Here is a 16,177-nt window from a genome sequence, read left to right on the forward strand (position 1 = left end):
TGCGCGATCGGCAACACCCAGAGCCGAACAGCTCGAATGATCGCAGAGCCTCTGTTCAACTATATGATAAACATATGAAATAATATCCGAACGAGTATTCGGATCCGCCCCTGCTGGGCGAAGGGGCGAAGTGGACGCCGAAGCGGCTCTGCCACTAGGGATAGGATCATGATCGCCAATCCCAATGTCGACCGCACCGCCCCTTATGCCGATGGACGTCGCGAGACGATCCTGAGCGGCTCCGCCTTCGAAATTGCCAGGCGCGAGATACGATCCTGGCCCGGCTTTGCCGAAACGGCGCTTCGAAGCCTGCCGACGCTCGCGGCCGAGACCGGCGTCGGTGCCCTCTATTATAAGGACGAGGGCAGCCGTTTCGGCCTTGGCAGCTTCAAGGCGCTCGGCGGCGCCTATGCCGTGCTGCGCCTGCTGCAGAAGATCGTCGGGAAGGCGACCGGCGAGACACCCGGTTCGGCGGATTTCATGGCGGGAAGCCATGCCGATCTGCGCGCGGGCGTGACCGTCACCTGCGCCACCGACGGCAATCATGGCCGCTCGGTTGCCTGGGGCGCGCAGAATTTCGGCTGCCGCTGCGTCATCTATGTGCACGAAACGGTGAGCCAGGGCCGGGTCGACGCGATCGCGCGCTTCGGTGCGGAGGTCCGGCGGGTGGCGGGCAATTATGACGATGCCGTGCGCCGCGCCTCCGCCGATGCTGCTGCTCACGGCTGGCACGTCCTCTCCGACACCTCCTACGAGGGTTATGTCGATGTTCCGCGCGACGTGATGCAGGGTTATGCGCTGATGGTGGACGAGGCGCTGGCCGCGATGCCGGCGCCGCCCAGCCACGTCTTCGTCCAGGGCGGCGTAGGCGGCCTTGCTGCAGCGGTCTGCGCGACCCTCTGGGAGCGGTTCGGCGCTGCCCGTCCCATCTGTGTAGTGGTGGAGCCGGACGCGGCGGACTGCCTTTGCCGCAGTGCCGCGGCAGGACATCCGGTCGCCGTCGAGGGCGCGCTGGATACGATCATGGCGGGGCTCGCATGCGGCGAGGTTTCGCTGCTCGCCTGGGACATATTGTCTCCCGGAGCGGACGCATTCATGGCGATTCCGGATGATGCGGCGGCGCAGGCGATGCGGCTGCTGGCCGACACGGTGCCGCCCGTCATCGCCGGTGAATCCGCGGTCGCGGGTCTCGCCGGCCTGCGCGCGCTTCGGGACGACGCCGAGGCCAGGCGTCTGCTCGGGCTCGGCGATGACAGCGTCGTGCTGCTGTTCGGCACCGAGGGCGCCACCGATCCCGACGTCTACCGCGCGATCGTCGGCCGATCGGCCGAGGCGCTGCTCGCGTGAAACTCGCCGACACGATCGATACCGAGATCGAGGCGGCGCGCGAGCCGCTCTTTGGCTTATGTGCCCGGCTCGTGGCGGCGGAGAGCGTGAGCCCGCCGGGCCTCACGGCGGGCGTCGCGGCGATTGTCCGGGACTGGCTGGCGGAGGCCGGCGTCGCGGTGGAAACGGTCGCCGCCGACGTAACGGCGCCCAACATCGTCGGCAGCGTCGTCGGCGCCGGTGCCGGTCGGCATGTGGTCTTCAACGCCCACATGGATACGATGGAGGCTGGCGATCTTGCGCGCTGGACGGTGCCGCCCCTGACGCTCACGCGTCGGGACGGGCGCGCTTATGGTCTCGGCATGGGCAATATGAAGGGCGCATTGGCCGCGATGTGCCTCGCCACGGTGCTGCTCCACCGCCATCGCGACGCGCTGTCCGGCCGGCTCAGTCTCACCGCCGTGTCGGACGAGGTGATGTTCGGCGATCGCGGCACGGTCTACCTGCTCGCCCAGCGGCCGGACCTGGCGGGCGACTATCTGATCAGCGGCGAAGGACCGGGCTTCATGGAACTGGCCGTCGCGGAAAAGGGGCTGTTGTGGCTCGATGCGGAGACGAGCGGCGAGGGGGGGCATTCGTCGGGCGCTCTTGCCGGCTGTACGGCGACGATGCGCCTCGCTGCCTTCCTTGCCGCGCTCGACGGGCTGAACGAGGTCTTCGCGATGGTGCCGCCGGAGCTCGAGGGAGTGAGTGGTGGCGAAGGAGAGGTCGGCCTGCGTCTCTCGCTCAATGCCGGCACGCTGAATGCGGGCACGGTGCGCAGCCAGATCGCGACCCGCGCCACGGCGCAGATCGATATCCGCCTGCCACCCGGTATCGCCGCCGATGAGGCGGAGGGACGCGTGCGTGCCCATATCCCCGACGGCCTGCCCGTCACCCTCGCTCGCGTGAAGGCGTGGGATGCCAATTGGACCAGCCTCGATCATCCGCTGACGCGGGCCGTCGCCGCGGCGGCGGAACAGGTGCGCGGCGTCGCGCCGCGTCCGGTCGTTAGGCTTCCCGGAAGCGACGCGCGGCGCTGGCGCGACCTGGGCGTGCCGTCGCTCTGCTTCGGGCCGCAGCCGACGCTTTCGGCAGGGATCGACGATTTCGCCTATGAGCAGGACGTGGTGGATTGTGCGAAAATCTACGCCCGGTCGGCGATCGCGCTCATGGCCGGCTGACGGGCCGGTGCGCGGCCTCGACGACCGCGCTGGTGACGAAACGGCCAGGATCGATCGGCGTGCCGCGCGGGATGTCGCCCGAGTCATAGGCGAGGCGGATGGCGTGCTCGAACGGCTCCGGCTGCACCCAGAGGAGCCCCCGCGTCGTGCCGTCGCCGTTCACGACATAGTCGCGCATCAGCTTTGCCTCGGCGGTCTGCCGCGCGAGGTCGGTGCCCGGCGCGGCATATTTGTCGCAGACGATCCGCGCGGTCTCGACCGGATGGGCGTTCATCCAGCTCCAGCCGCCGATAAGGGCGCGGACATAGCGGACGAACAGATCGAAATCCGCCTCCAGCCGATCGCGCCGGGCAAACAGCAGCTCGCCATAGCCGGGCGCGCCGATATCGGAAAAATGCAGGAAGTGGCCGCCGACGCCTGCCTGGTCGAGTGCGGGCTTCAGCCGGGTGGCCCAATCATAATAGCCGTCCACCTGTCCCGCCATCAGGATGCTGGGATCGGTGCCGCCGGGTACGAAGCGGACCCGGTCGGGGTCGAGGCCTTGCCGCCGCATCAGCGCGGATAGCTGTCCGCGCACCGAATTGGGCAGACAAATCGTCTTGCCCACCATGTCGGCAAGGCTGGTGATCGGATTGCGCGCGAGGCTGGCGATGCAGGAGGGATCTCGCTGCAATATGGCGGCAAAGGCGATCAGCGGCTGCTTCTGAAGCTGCGAATTGATCATGCCGATCACGTTGCTTTCGCTGATCAGGCTGCTGCCGCTGGCGACCAGCGTGCGATAGTCGGTGCTGACGCCGCCCGCGGCAAGGGTGACGTCCAGCCCCTCGCGCCGGAAATAACCCTGTTCCTCCGCCATGAAATCGCCGCCGAACTGCACGCCCTTGAGCCAGCCGAGCTGGTGGCTGACCGGCCGTCCGGCGTGAAGGCGTTCGCGCGCCCGCATGTCCATCGCCGCGCGCGTCCAGAGCGTGGCGACACCGCCGGCGGTCGCGGTCGCAAGGCCGGCAAGGCCGATCCGGCGGAGCGTTTCGCGGCGGGTGAGCACGGCGGCGGCGGGGCTGGCGAGGGTGGACATAGGCAGGGACGACGCTAACCCGGCCGCTGCAGATCGGGAGGTGCTAAACCCGCGCGGCTTCGTTGCGAAATCGGCTACGCCGGGATGCCATTGAGCGCCACGACAGTCGCGCTACTCTCCGCTGCCGCTCCGTGCGGCCGGACGGAAGGAAGCGCGATGGGAACAGGCGATCGGACGGGCATGCGCGGCGGCGCGAGCGGGACGGCCTGAGCCTATGCCGGCACTGCGCGACGAAGATGCCGCAGCCCGTGCGCTGAATCCGGTCGGCAAGGATTTCTCCGAAGCGCTGGCGCGCGGGCTGCGCATCCTGCGCGCCTTCAACGCCACGTCCCGCACGCTCTCGCTCAGCGATATCGCTCGCCTGGTCGATCTGCCGCGTGCGACGGTGCGCCGTACGCTGCTGACGCTCATTCATCTGGGCTATGTCGAGGCCAGCGGCCGGCTGTTCAGCTTGACCCCCGACGTGCTGACCCTGGCCGGTGCCTATCTCGAATCGAGCACTGCCAGCTCGATCCTGCAGCCGGCCTGCGAGCGGTTGTCGGCCGAACATGGCGAGACTTTCTCGATGGCGGTGATGCATGGAAGCGACGCGGTGATGGTTGCCTACGCCCGCCCGCGCAGCATGTACATGCTGGGCGGCGGCATCGGCCTGCGGATCCCGGCTCATTGCACTGCAGTCGGCCGCGTCATGCTTTCCTCCCTGGCCGAGGCGGCACGCACGGCATTTCTCGAAGAAGCGCCGATCGAAGCCCTCACGTCGCGCACGATAACCGACCGGGGGCGGCTGCTGGCGCTGATGGCCGAGATCGCCGCCCAGGGCTTCGCCATCGTCGAGGACGAGGCGGAGCTCGGCTTCCGCTCGCTCGCCGTTCCGGTCTGGCGCCGCGACGGACGGGTCGGGTTTGCGATCAACGTCGGCATGGCTTCGATGAGCATGCCGATGGAAACCGCGCGCGAACGGTTCCTGCCGGTTTTGCGAGCCGAAGCGGACCGGCTTGGTCGCTTGCTGATCTGAAGCGATTTCAAAGCAGACTCGCCCCGCTGGTTCGGGACTTGCGGCTGAGAGCAGCGCTCATGCGTCAGGTCGTGGCGTGGGAAGCATGCGCGCGCGCTGCCGCGACGAAGGCCCGGGCGGCCTCGGCGACGGCGTCCACGCTCTTGCCGGGCCGGTAGAGCGCGGACCCGAGACCGGCACCCGCCGCGCCGGCGGCGAACCATTGCGGCAGGGTTTCGACCGTCACGCCACCCACCGCCAGCAGAGGGATTTCGATGGGAAGCACGGCGCGCAAGGCCTTGACCACAGCAGGACTCGCCCCTTCGGCGGGAAAGAGCTTCAATCCGCTCGCCCCGGCATCGAGCGCGGTGAAAGCCTCGGTCGCGGTGCAGAAGCCGGGGAGGCAGATCAAGCCGCGCGTCGCGCCATGACGGATGACGCCGGCGTCTGTATTGGGCGCCACGATCAGGCGGCCGCCAGCATCGCGTACGGCATCCACCGCGTCTTGGGTCAACACCGTTCCGGCGCCGACCAATATGTCCTCGCCATAGCGCGTTGCGATCCGGGCGATCGAGGTGAGCGGATCAGGCGAGTTGAGCGGCACCTCGATCATGGTGAAGCCGGCATCGACCAGGGCATCGGCGACGCCTTCGATCTCCTCGGGCTTCACCCCCCGCAGGATCGCGACGAGCGGGCAGCGTGTCATGGCGTCGGCAAAGTCAGGATGCACGGTCATCGGCCAGTCTCCAGATATGGGTTATGCCGGCAACGAACGCGGCGTGGCTGTCCAGCGTCACCACGCGGCCGCCGGCTTCTGCGATCGCGGCTGCATAGAGGCAGCCAAGATGCGGATCGGCGAGAAGATGGACTGTCGCCCCCGTGGAGAGCGACTGGGAAGCGACGTCCGCACCGATCAGCAAGCCGCTGGCAAAGGCGGCGCTGTCGGCCTCGCTACGCCGGCCGAGCAGCGCTGCGGCACGAACCCCGAACAATTTCGCGATGAGTTTGCCGGAAAGCCCCTCCGCGACGCCCGCCCGAAAAGCCGGCCCATCCTCCACGCCGCCAGTTAGGAAGGGGGCGAGCAGGCTGTGGCTGCGCAACAGCGCGAACAGCTCGCCGGTGATGCAGGTGGTGAAATCGATCACCATGCCGCGCTCCATCCGGGCCCATTTGCAATGCGTGCCCGGTTGGCACAGCAGCGCATCGGCCGGCGCCAGCCCCGCCGCCACCGCGCCGAGCAGCTGGACCTCCTCTCCGCGCATCACATCGCCGTGCGCCGCGCTCAATCCCGGCACGATGGCGGTCGCGCCGGGCTCGACCCAGAGCAGGCTTCGCGCCAGCGCATCGAAGCTCGCCGGACAGGCGAGATAGGGTGCCTCGGCCCAGCCCTTGGCCGAACCGACCATGCCGGCACACAGCATCGGCAAAGTGCCGAAGCGGGTGCGGATCGCCGCTGCTTCCGCCGCGAAGGTGCCGGGCGCGACGGCCAGCAGGCCGCGTTCGTCGCGCTCCGTCGCCAGCACCGTGCCGTCGGCGGCCAGCGCATAGACCCTGCGATTGGTGGTGCCCCAGTCGACCGCGAGCAGCTCTGCCTTGCTCATGTCACCACCATGTCCAGTAGAGCGCGACGAGGACGACCATGATGATCGCCGCAGCGGCGTTGAAACCCGCCGTCGTACGGAAACTGACGCCCTCCATGCTGATCCGGTTGTCGGCGGCCCCTGCCGGACGGGCGAGCGACACGGCGATGGCGAGCAGCAGCGACAAGGCGAAGACGATCAGCATCCGGTTCATGAACGGGATGGAACTGAGCGCCGCGATGCCGCCGAAGCGGAACAGCAGGCTGAGCAAAACGGAGGCGACCGCTCCGGTCAGCGCGCCGGCCTCCGTCGCGCGCGGCCAGAACAGCCCGAGCAGGAAGATGACCGTGATCCCCGGCGTCACGAAGCCGGAAAACTCCTGGATATATTGGAAGGCCTGGTCGAGGCTGCCGAGCAGGGGACGCGCGGTGGCGATCGCGATGACGATGGCGACGCTCGCCGCAATCCGCCCGACCGTGACGAGACGGGCCTCGTTCGCTTCGCGGCCGAACCATTTCGCATAGATGTCCAGCGTGAAGATGGTCGCGATCGAATTGATCTTGGATGCGGTGGAGGCGATGATCGCCGCCACGAGGGCGGCGAAGACCAGGCCGAGAAGCCCGGTCGGCAGCAGCCGCATCATCGTGGGATAGGCTTCGTCGGGTTTCGCCAGATCGGGCGCGAGCAGCACGGCGGCGATACCGGGCAGCACGATGATCACCGGCATGATCAGCTTCAGAAAGCCGGCGAAGATCATGCCGCGCTGCGCCTCGGGAAGGCTCTTCGCCGCGAGCGCGCGCTGGATGATATACTGGTTGCAGCCCCAATAGCTGAGATTGGCGATCCACATGCCGCCGATGATCACGGAAAGTCCGGGCAGATCCTTATAGTGGGGATCGTCCGGCGACAGGATCATGTGGAAATGATCCGGCGCACGCCGCACCAGCTCCGCCATGCCCGCGGCGACCCCGCCGCTGCCGCCGATCTTGCCGAGCGTGAGGAAGGCGATCACGAGGCCGCCCAACACCAGCAGCGTCACCTGGACGATGTCGGTCAGCGCCACGGCCTTCAGCCCGCCGCGAATCTGGTAGAGCAGGGCGAAGAGGCCGAGGCCGGCGAGCGCGATGTCCTGATCCAGGCCCGTAACCTGCGTCACCGCGATCGATCCCAGCCAGATGATCGAAGTGAGGTTCACGAAGACGTAGAGGATCAGCCAGAATATCGCCATCACGGCGCGGATCGTGGTCCCGAAGCGCTGCTCCAGAAATTGCGGCATCGTGTAGATGCCGTTGTGCAGGAAGATCGGAAGGAAGAATTTGCCGACGATCAGCAAGGTGAGCGCGGCCATCCATTCGTAGGACGCGATGGCGAGACCGATGGCATAGCCCGATCCCGCCATGCCGACGATCTGTTCCGCCGAGATGTTGGCAGCGATCAGCGAGGCGCCGATCGCCCACCAGGGCAGCGCCCTGGACGCGAGGAAATAGTCCGTCGTGTCCTTGCGGTGCCCCGCCTTTTCGCGGCTGACATATTGCGCCAGCGCGAAGATGCAGACGGCATAGGCGATCACCATCGCCAGATCGATTGCCGACAGTCTCATCCAGGAGCTCCCATGAAGCGGATCCGGCGCGATTGCGCTTGCAATCGGCCAGTCTGGTCTATTTATAATATTTAAATGATGTGAGGTGTTTGGAGTTCGCCGCATGGTCACCGATCCCAGCGACATTCGCGACACTCTCGGACGAAACCTCACCTACGGATTGCTTGACCGGCTGGGCAAGCAGATCGTCAGCGGGGCCTTCGAGGGAAAGACCTTTCCAACTGAAGCCGAACTCTCGCTTCAGCATGGCGTCAGCCGCTCGGTCACGCGCGAAGCGGTGAAGATGCTCACCGCGAAGGGCCTGCTGACCGCCCGGCCGCGGCAGGGCACGTCGATCCAGAGCGTGAGCCATTGGAATCTGTTCGATCCGGACGTCCTGCGCTGGCTCCTGGAACGCAAATTCTCGATCGACCTGCTGGTGCAATTCAGCCAGCTTCGCCAGGCGATCGAACCGGCGGCCGCGGCGCTGGCGGCCGAAGCCGCGGGCGAGCGGGAGCTGGCACAGATCGATGCGGGTCTGGCGCGCATGGCCGCTGCGGAGGCCGGCGACGACGACGCGCTGGAGGCGGACATCGCTTTCCACATCGCGGTGCTGCGCGCCTCCGGCAATCCCTTCTTCGAACAGCTGCGTGACGTGGTGACGACCGCGCTCAGGACGTCGATCCGGGTCACCAACCGGATCGTGGGGCGTACCGCCGATCTCGCCGCGCATGCGGCTGTCCGGGATGCGATCCGCGGCCGTGATCCGGCGGCGGCGCATGCGGCGATGAAGCACATCATCTCCGACGTGATGGTCGTGATCTCGGACAATCAGCCGGGCTGAGGGCATCTTCCGCCTCACCCTGCAAATGCATGCGGCGGCAGGCCGCGCAGACCCGTCTCCACCTCGAACAGCGCGCCGCCATGCTCCTCGTCCACGCCGTCGGATGCGGAGGTGACGAACATCCGGTCGAGACCGGGGCCGGCAAAGGTGCAGTTCGTGATCTGCGAGGCCGGGAGTGCGATGCTGCGCTCGCGTGCGCCATCGGGCGTGAAGCGACTGACGCAGCTGCCGCCCCAATGGGCGATCCAGAGGCCGCCCTCGCAATCGACCGTCATTCCGTCGGGCGAGCCCCAATCCTGTGCGAAGTCGATGAAGCGCTCCCGCGGGCCGAGCGCGCCGCCCTCGCGACGCGCATAGCGATAGACCCGGCCCAGCGCGCTATCGGTATGGTAGAGCCATTCGCCATCGGTGCTGATCGCGGGACCGTTGGCGATATGATAGCCCGTGTCGAGGCGATGCCAGCTGAGATCCGGATCGAGCCGGTAGAGCGCTCCATCCGCCCGAGACCCGTCCATCGACATGGTGCCGGCCCAGATCCTGCCGGACGAATCCACCAGCGCGTCGTTCATGCGGTTGGACGGCAGATGCGGTTCGGGCGAAGCGAGGGGGCGCAGTGCGAACGGATCGAGCTGGATCATCGCGAAACCGCTCTTGAGCCCGGCGATGAACCCGGGTTCGTCCCGGCGCTCGAAGATCCAGCCGATCGGTTCGGGCACGTCCCACGTGTCGATGCTGCCGTCCTCGATGGCCAGCCGGTGGATGCGCTGGCCGAGGATGTCGACCCAGAAGAGCCGTTGCTCGCGCAGGCACCATATGATGCCCTCGCCCAGCCGATCCTTTCGTGCGCGCTCGACGATACGATAGCTGCTCATGGTTCCGCCCGATCAGTGGCTGTCGCGCGGCACGCCGAAACGCTGCGCCACGCGCTGATATTTGACCGCGCTTTCGATCACCGCGCCGCCGGCGAACTGGCCGGTGATGGCCCGGTGGATCTCCTGCCAAGGCGTTTGCGCTTCGGGGAAACGGAACGGATCGGCCTCCGATTCGGAGCGCCGCCGCGTGAGTTCCTCGTCGCTGACGAGCAGATCCACCGTCCGATTGTTGAGATCGACACGCAGACGATCGCCGGTCCGGAGCAAGGCGAGACCTCCTCCCACCGCGGCCTCGGGCGAGGCGTTGAGGATGGAGGGGCTGCCCGACGTGCCGGACTGGCGGCCGTCGCCGATACAGGGCAGCGCATCGACGCCCGCGCGGATGAGCGCGGCAGGGGGACGCATGTTGACCACTTCGGCGCCGCCGGGATAGCCGATCGGGCCTGCACCGCGGATGACGAGGATCGATCGTTCCGTGATGCCGAGTGCGGGATCGTCGATGCGTGCGTGATAATCCTCGGGGCCGTCGAAGACCACGACATCGCCTTCGAACGCGTCGGGATCGTTGGGATCGGACAGATAGCGGGCACGGAACTCGTCGCTGATCACGCTCGTCTTCATGACGGCGGCGTCGAACAGATTGCCGCCGAGAACCGTGAGGCCGGCGGCCGGCTTCAACGGATTTGCCAGCGGGCGGATCACGGCCCCGTCGTGGATGCGGCTTTCGGCATAATTGTCCGCGACGGTGCGACCGTTGGCGGTCAGCGCCGTAGCGTCCAGCAAGCCGGCACGCAGCAATTCACCCATCACTGCCGGCACGCCGCCGGCGCGGTAAAAGTCCTCGCCGAGATATTCGCCGGCCGGCTGGAGATTGACGATCAGCGGAACGTCCGCGCCATGCTGCTCCCAGTCGGAGAGGCTGAGCTCGACGCCGATATGCCGCGCGATGGCGTTGAGATGGATGGGGGCGTTGGTTGACCCGCCGATGGCCGAATTGACGCGTATGGCGTTGAGGAAGGCTGGTCGCGTCAGAATGTCCGACGGCTTGCGATCGGCGGCGACCATCTCGACGATCTGCCGTCCGGTTTCCCAGGCGCATTGCTGCCGGTCGCGATGCGGCGCGGGAATTGCGGCGGAGCCGGGCAGGGACATGCCCAGCGCCTCCGCCAGCGAGTTCATCGTCGTCGCCGTGCCCATCGTGTTGCAATAGCCGGTCGACGGCGCTGAAGAGGCGACCAGTTCGATGAAGCCGCGATAATCGATCTCGCCGCGGCTCAGCATCTGCCGCGCCTTCCAGACGATGGTGCCGGATCCTGTCCGCTGGCCTTCGTGCCAGCCGTTCAGCATCGGTCCCACCGACAGCGCGATCGCCGGGATGTTCACCGTGGCCGCTGCCATCAGCGCGGCCGGCGTGGTCTTGTCGCAGCCGATGGTGAGCACGACGCCGTCGATCGGATAGCCGAACAGCACCTCGACGAGGCTGAGATAGGCGAGGTTACGATCGAGCCCGGCGGTCGGGCGCTTGCCGGTCTCCTGGATCGGGTGCAGCGGAAATTCGATCGGGATGCCGCCGGCGTCGCGGATGCCGTCCTTCACCCGTTGCGCGAGCACGAGATGATGGCGGTTGCACGGGGAGAGGTCGCTGCCGGTCTGGGCGATGCCGACGATCGGCCGATCCGACTGCAGCTCTTCGATCGAAAGGCCGTAGTTGAGATAGCGTTCCAGATAGAGCGCGGTCATGTCCGGCGAATCGGGATTGTCGAACCAGGCGCGCGATCGCAGCTTCGGTCGATCGGTCTGTCCGGTCATGCGTGCTGCCCCTCGACTAGCGTCATAGAATTTCTCTTCACTCCGGGCGGAGCCTGGCTTTCGGCCTTGCTCGGCGCTCGTTGACGGCTTTAAGCATATATATCATATAAAAGGAAGATGGGAGTGGAGGAAGCGGGATGAGCGAAGCGTCGGTGCGGCTGGGGCTTGTCGGGCTCGGCAAGATTGCGCACGACCAGCATCTGCCCGCGATCGGCGGCGACAGCCGGTACAGGCTGGTCGCGACGGCCGATCCGGCCGCGTCGTTGCCGGACGTGCCATCCTTTCCGGATCTCGATGCGATGCTCGCCGCCGACGTCGCGCTCGACGCGGTGGTGCTGTGCACGCCGCCGCGGATCCGCGCCTCGCTTGCCCGCCGAGCGCTGGCGGCCGGGCTGCACGTCATGCTCGAGAAGCCGCCGGCGGCGTCCGTCCTGCAGGCCCAGGCGCTTGCCGATGGGGCGGCATCGGCCGGGCTGACCCTGTTCGCGGCGTGGCATGCGCGCGAAGCGGCGGGAGTGGACGAGGCTCGCCGGCTGCTCGCCGGCCGTCCCGTCGCGCATGTCGAGATCGTCTGGCGCGAGGATGTGCGGATATGGCACCCGGGCCAGGACTGGATTTTCGATGCCGGCGGTTTCGGCGTGTTCGATCCCGCGATCAACGGGCTTTCGGTGGCGTCGGCGATCCTGCCGGGCAGGCTGGAGGTGGAAGCCGCCACCTTGCATTTCCCGGAAAACCGCGAGGCCCCGATCGCGGCCTCGCTGGCCATGCGTCTCGACGGCGGCGTGCCCGTCAGCGCGGAATTCGATTTCCTCCACGAAGGCACGCCTGAATGGTCGATCACCGTCCGATCGGATGCGGGGCTCTTGGAACTGACGGCGGGCGGCAGCCGGTTGAGCGTCGACGGCGTCGCCGTCGGCACCGGAGAAGACGTCGAATATCGCCGACTCTATGATCGTTTTGCGAGGCTGATCTCGGGCAAGACCAGTGATGTCGACCTTGCTCCGCTCGCGCTCGTCGCCGATGCCTTCATGATCGCGCGGATTCACCGCGCCGCGTCCTTCGTGTTCTGACCATGGCGATGGATCTGCCCATGCTCGATCGCCGCGGTGCGCTTTTGACCGGATTCGCGGCCACGGCGACCGCGGCGCTGCCCGGGTTCGCCGCCGCGCAGGGCCGGCAAGCGCAAATCGCCGATGCCGTGCCGCGCCGCAGCGTCCGTCTTGCCGAGGGGTGGCGCTTTCACCTCGGCCACGCGAGCGACATGGCGCGCGATTTCGGTTTCGGCCGCAATCAGCGCAGCTTTGCCAAGGCCGGCACCGGCACGGCCGATGCCGCCATGCCCCGTTTCGATGACAGCGGCTGGCAGACCGTCGCCGTCCCGCATGATTGGGCGGTCGATCTGCCCTATGCCCCGCCGACGGAGCCAGCGGCGAAAGACGAGGCCGATGCGGTCGCCGCCCATGGCTTCCGCGCGATCGGCCGCGATCATCCGGCCAACAGCGTCGGCTGGTACCGTATTCCGCTTCCCGTCGGCCGCGAGGATGCGGGGCGTTCGGTCTGGCTCGAGTTCGACGGGGTCTTCCGCGATTCCATCGTCTTCGTGAACGGCTATATCGTCGGCGGCAGCGCGAGCGGATATGCTCCGTTCGGCGTCGATATCTCCGATTTCCTGGACTATGACGGCGGTCCGAACCTGCTTGCGTTGCGCGTCGATGCCAGCCTCGGCGAGGGCTGGTTCTACGAAGGCGCCGGCATTTACCGTCACGTCACCCTGATCAGTGCGGCGCAGATCCACGTTCCGATGTGGGGGGTGTGCGTGCGCAGCGAGATTGCGGGATCGGCTGCGACGCTTTCGATTGCCGTCGATCTCGCAAATGGAGCCGCAGGCGACGGCAACGGCTCCATCCGCCACAGCATCGTTGCGGCCGATGGCAGGACGGCTGCAACGATTGCGCCGATCGACAGTCCCGTGCCGGGACGCGGCCAAGTGACGACGCAAGCCGCGTGCCGCCTCACGGCACCCCGCCTCTGGTCGCTCGAAGATCCGCACGTCTATCGCCTGATCACCGAGATTCTGGTGGACGGGCAGGTCGTCGACAGAGTCGAGACGCCGTTCGGCATCCGCAGCATTGCCTTCGAACCGGACAAGGGATTTTTCCTGAACGGGCGCAGCGTGAAGCTGCTCGGCACCTGCAATCATCAGGATCACGCCGGCGTGGGCATTGCGATCCCCGATGCGCTGCACGCCTGGCGCGTCCTGCAGCTCAAGGAGATGGGAGTGAACGCCTGGCGGAGCGCGCACAATCCTCCGGCACAGACACTGCTCGACCTCTGTGATCGCATGGGCATGCTGATGGTCGCCGAAGCACGGCTCAACAGCAGCTCCACGGAGGCGATGGACGAACTGGAGCGGATGGTGCGGAGCTGCCGCAATCATCCTTCGGTGATACTCTGGTCGCTCGGCAACGAAGAGCCCCAGCAAGGCAGCGAGCGCGGCCGGCGGATCACGGCGGCAATGGCGGCCAAAGTGAAGGCGCTCGATCCTACCCGCTTCACCACACAGGCGTTCGACATGCATTTCGGCGAAGGCGCGAGCCTGGCCGTCGATGTCGTCGGCTTCAATTATCGCACCGACAAGATCGCCGCTTTTCATGCGGCCCATCCGCATCTTCCGGTCATCGGCACGGAGACCGGGAGCACGGTCGCTACCCGTGGCGCCTATGTGAACGACGCTAAGCGGCACGTGGCGCGCGCTTACGACACCGAATATCCCTGGTGGGCCAACAGCGCCGAGCAATGGTGGCCGATCGTGGCCGACAGCCCCTATATTGCCGGCGGCTTCATCTGGACCGGCTTCGACTATCGCGGCGAGCCGACGCCCTTTCCCGCGTGGCCGAGCGTGTCGAGCTATTTCGGCGTGCTCGATCTGTGCGGTTTTCCCAAAGATAATTACTTCTACTATCGCGCCTGGTGGCGGCCGGAGGATCCGCTCGTCCATTTGTTGCCGCATTGGAACTGGGCCGGAAGGGAAGGCGAGCCGATCGAGGTTTGGGCCTACGGCAATTGCGACGAGATCGAGCTCCTCCTCAATGGCCACAGCCTTGGGCGCCAGGGGATGCCGCGTTACGGCCATGTGCTGTGGCAGGTGCCTTATGCGCCCGGCGTCATCGAGGCGCGCGGCTATCGCGGCGGACGGCAGGTGGCGCAGGACAGGCGCGTCACGGCTGCCGAAGCCGCCGCGCTCCGCCTGAGCGCCGACAGGCGGCGCTATTCCGCAAATGGCACCGACGTGGCGGTGGTGCGCGTCGAGGTGATCGATCGGCATGGCAATATCGCGCCCACCGCCGGCAATGCCGTCGCCTTCGAGGTGACGGGGCCGGGCCGGTTGATCGGCACGGGCAATGGCGATCCTACCGATCATGCGCCCGATCACGGAGGATCGCGCAACGCCTTCAACGGTCTCGCCCAGCTGCTGGTGCAGGCCGGCCGCGCGCCCGGCGCCATCCGCATTGCCGCACGCTCGCCCGGGCTTGGCGAAGCCAGCCTCATCCTGTTCGCCCATTCGCCCGAGGAGTCGGCCCGATGATACGCACCACGCTCCGCACGACCGGCGCCCTTCTGCTGTCGCTCGCCATGTCCGCTGCCGCGCAGGCTGCACCCGGCGGGCCGGATGCCTCGCCGCTCTACCTGGGCGCGGACCTTTCCTTCACCAACGAGATGGAGGATTGCGGCGCCGTGTTCCGTGATCATGGCAAGCCGGTCGATCCTTTCGCGCTGCTGAAGCGCAAGGGCGGCAACATCGTCCGGGTCCGCATCTGGAACGATGCCAAATGGACGCGCTACAGCGGTTATGACGATGTGCTGAAGACCATCCGCCGCGCCCACGCCGCCGGTCTCATGGTGCTGCTCGATTTCCATTATTCCGACGATTGGGCCGATGGCGACAAGCAGATCGCGCCGGCGGCCTGGGCAGGGCTAGACACGGCGGCGCAGGCGAAGGCGCTTTACGACTATACAAGCGACATATTGGCGCGTCTTGCCGCTGCCGGGCAGATGCCGGAGCTGGTGCAGGTCGGTAACGAGACCAATTTCGAGCTGCTTGGCGGCGCGAAGGGCAAGCCGATCGACTGGACACGCAATGCGAAGCTGCTCAACGCCGGGATCAAGGCGGTGCGCGATGCCGGCAAGGCGAGCGGCAAGCCGCCGAAGGTGATGCTGCACATCGCCCAGCCCGAAAATGTGATCGGCTGGTTCGATGACGCGACGGTGGCCGGTGTTCTCGACTATGACATGATCGGGATCAGCTATTATTCGAAATGGTCGAAATACGGCCTGCGCGGTCTCGGCGAACTGATCGCCGCGGCGCGGACCCGCTATCACGCCGATGTGATGGTAGTGGAAACCGCCTATGCCTTCACCGATGCGGCGAGCGACGACACCCCCAATTTGCTGGGATCGGATTCCGCGATCGCTGGCTATCCCGTCACGCCGCAGGGGCAGCTCCACTATCTGCAGGATCTTACCCGAACGGTTATCGACAATGGCGGCAATGGCGTGGTCTATTGGGCGCCCGACTGGGTTTCGACGCGCTGCAAGACGCGATGGGGTACCGGATCGAGCTGGGAGAATGCCGCCTGGTTCGATCTCGGCCGGCATGAGGCCCTCCCTGCTTGGGATTTCCTTTCCATTCGCCGTTGAGAGCAACCGGACGACTTGCGGCCGCGCCGCAGCGCAGATCGAAAACCTCGGTCCTGAGAGTCTTCTCTGATTGGGGCTCATCGGGTCAAGCTGCTCTCTCGTATTCGTGACCGTCCCATGGATCACTCGCTTCTCTCCGCGGTCAGCGCCGGGCTGCCGCATGATGGGGTCAGGAGA

Annotated in this window: 13 protein-coding genes; 7 read left to right on the plus strand and 6 right to left on the minus strand. The window is 66.8% G+C overall.

Annotated features, from left to right (window positions below; genetic code table 11):
* The first annotated feature begins 168 nt into the window (after window positions 1–168).
* Both GQY20_RS18530 and GQY20_RS18535 read left to right on the plus strand, forming a co-directional pair.
* Window positions 169–1,347: a diaminopropionate ammonia-lyase gene (locus GQY20_RS18530; RefSeq protein WP_157218600.1), complete on the plus strand. Its 1,179-nt coding sequence runs from the start codon at window positions 169–171 to the stop codon at window positions 1,345–1,347.
* Window positions 1,344–2,549, plus strand: a complete 1,206-nt coding sequence (locus tag GQY20_RS18535) for a M20 family metallopeptidase (RefSeq protein ID WP_157218601.1) — start codon at window positions 1,344–1,346, stop codon at window positions 2,547–2,549. The genes GQY20_RS18530 and GQY20_RS18535 overlap by 4 nt, the downstream gene beginning before the upstream one ends.
* Here the strand turns inward: GQY20_RS18535 and GQY20_RS18540 are convergent.
* Window positions 2,536–3,624, minus strand: a complete 1,089-nt coding sequence (locus GQY20_RS18540) for an ABC transporter substrate-binding protein (RefSeq protein WP_157218602.1) — start codon at window positions 3,622–3,624, stop codon at window positions 2,536–2,538. The genes GQY20_RS18535 and GQY20_RS18540 overlap by 14 nt on opposite strands.
* A 214-nt stretch (window positions 3,625–3,838) precedes the next feature.
* Here GQY20_RS18540 and GQY20_RS18545 point away from each other — a divergent pair, with 214 nt between their 5' ends.
* The gene (locus GQY20_RS18545; protein ID WP_157218603.1) at window positions 3,839–4,639 is read left to right on the plus strand and encodes an IclR family transcriptional regulator domain-containing protein; all 801 of its coding nucleotides are present in this window, start codon (window positions 3,839–3,841) and stop codon (window positions 4,637–4,639) included.
* 64 nt (window positions 4,640–4,703) lie between these two features.
* On the opposite strand, the gene GQY20_RS18550 is transcribed toward GQY20_RS18545, so the two are convergent.
* From GQY20_RS18550 to GQY20_RS18560, 3 genes are read right to left on the minus strand one after another with little or no spacing between them, the layout of a single operon-like run.
* Window positions 4,704–5,354 carry a 2-dehydro-3-deoxy-6-phosphogalactonate aldolase gene (locus GQY20_RS18550; RefSeq protein ID WP_157218604.1) on the minus strand — a complete coding sequence of 217 codons (651 nt, stop codon included), beginning with the start codon at window positions 5,352–5,354 and terminating at the stop codon, window positions 4,704–4,706.
* The gene (locus GQY20_RS18555) at window positions 5,338–6,219 is read right to left on the minus strand and encodes a 2-dehydro-3-deoxygalactonokinase (protein WP_157218605.1); all 882 of its coding nucleotides are present in this window, start codon (window positions 6,217–6,219) and stop codon (window positions 5,338–5,340) included. The genes GQY20_RS18550 and GQY20_RS18555 overlap by 17 nt, the downstream gene beginning before the upstream one ends.
* Before the next feature lies 1 nt (window position 6,220).
* A complete protein-coding gene (locus tag GQY20_RS18560) occupies window positions 6,221–7,798 on the minus strand; it encodes a sodium/sugar symporter (protein WP_157218606.1) in 1,578 nt (525 codons plus the stop codon).
* A gap of 103 nt (window positions 7,799–7,901) precedes the next feature.
* Here GQY20_RS18560 and GQY20_RS18565 point away from each other — a divergent pair, with 103 nt between their 5' ends.
* Window positions 7,902–8,621: a FadR/GntR family transcriptional regulator gene (locus GQY20_RS18565; protein ID WP_157218607.1), complete on the plus strand. Its 720-nt coding sequence runs from the start codon at window positions 7,902–7,904 to the stop codon at window positions 8,619–8,621.
* A gap of 14 nt (window positions 8,622–8,635) precedes the next feature.
* Here the strand turns inward: GQY20_RS18565 and GQY20_RS18570 are convergent, their stop codons facing one another.
* Both GQY20_RS18570 and GQY20_RS18575 read right to left on the minus strand, forming a co-directional pair.
* The gene (locus GQY20_RS18570; protein ID WP_157218608.1) at window positions 8,636–9,493 is read right to left on the minus strand and encodes an SMP-30/gluconolactonase/LRE family protein; all 858 of its coding nucleotides are present in this window, start codon (window positions 9,491–9,493) and stop codon (window positions 8,636–8,638) included.
* Window positions 9,494–9,505: 12 nt separating this feature from the next.
* Window positions 9,506–11,302 carry an IlvD/Edd family dehydratase gene (locus GQY20_RS18575; RefSeq protein ID WP_157218609.1) on the minus strand — a complete coding sequence of 599 codons (1,797 nt, stop codon included), beginning with the start codon at window positions 11,300–11,302 and terminating at the stop codon, window positions 9,506–9,508.
* Window positions 11,303–11,439: 137 nt separating this feature from the next.
* On the opposite strand from GQY20_RS18575, the gene GQY20_RS18580 reads away from it, so the two are divergent.
* Genes GQY20_RS18580 through GQY20_RS18590 form a run of 3 tightly spaced genes read left to right on the plus strand, consistent with a single transcriptional unit; the run spans window position 11,440 to window position 16,000 of the window.
* Complete coding sequence (locus GQY20_RS18580) at window positions 11,440–12,372, plus strand: Gfo/Idh/MocA family protein (protein ID WP_157218610.1); 933 nt, start codon at window positions 11,440–11,442, stop codon at window positions 12,370–12,372.
* Window positions 12,373–12,392: 20 nt separating this feature from the next.
* A complete protein-coding gene (gene galA / locus GQY20_RS18585) occupies window positions 12,393–14,888 on the plus strand; it encodes a beta-galactosidase GalA (protein ID WP_157218611.1) in 2,496 nt (831 codons plus the stop codon).
* Complete coding sequence (locus GQY20_RS18590) at window positions 14,885–16,000, plus strand: glycoside hydrolase family 53 protein (RefSeq protein WP_157218612.1); 1,116 nt, start codon at window positions 14,885–14,887, stop codon at window positions 15,998–16,000. Before galA ends, GQY20_RS18590 begins: the two co-directional genes overlap by 4 nt.
* The last annotated feature ends 177 nt before the right edge of the window (window positions 16,001–16,177 follow it).

It is taken from the genome of Flavisphingomonas formosensis (assembly GCF_009755815.1).
In the GTDB taxonomy this organism is placed as follows: domain Bacteria; phylum Pseudomonadota; class Alphaproteobacteria; order Sphingomonadales; family Sphingomonadaceae; genus Flavisphingomonas; species Flavisphingomonas formosensis.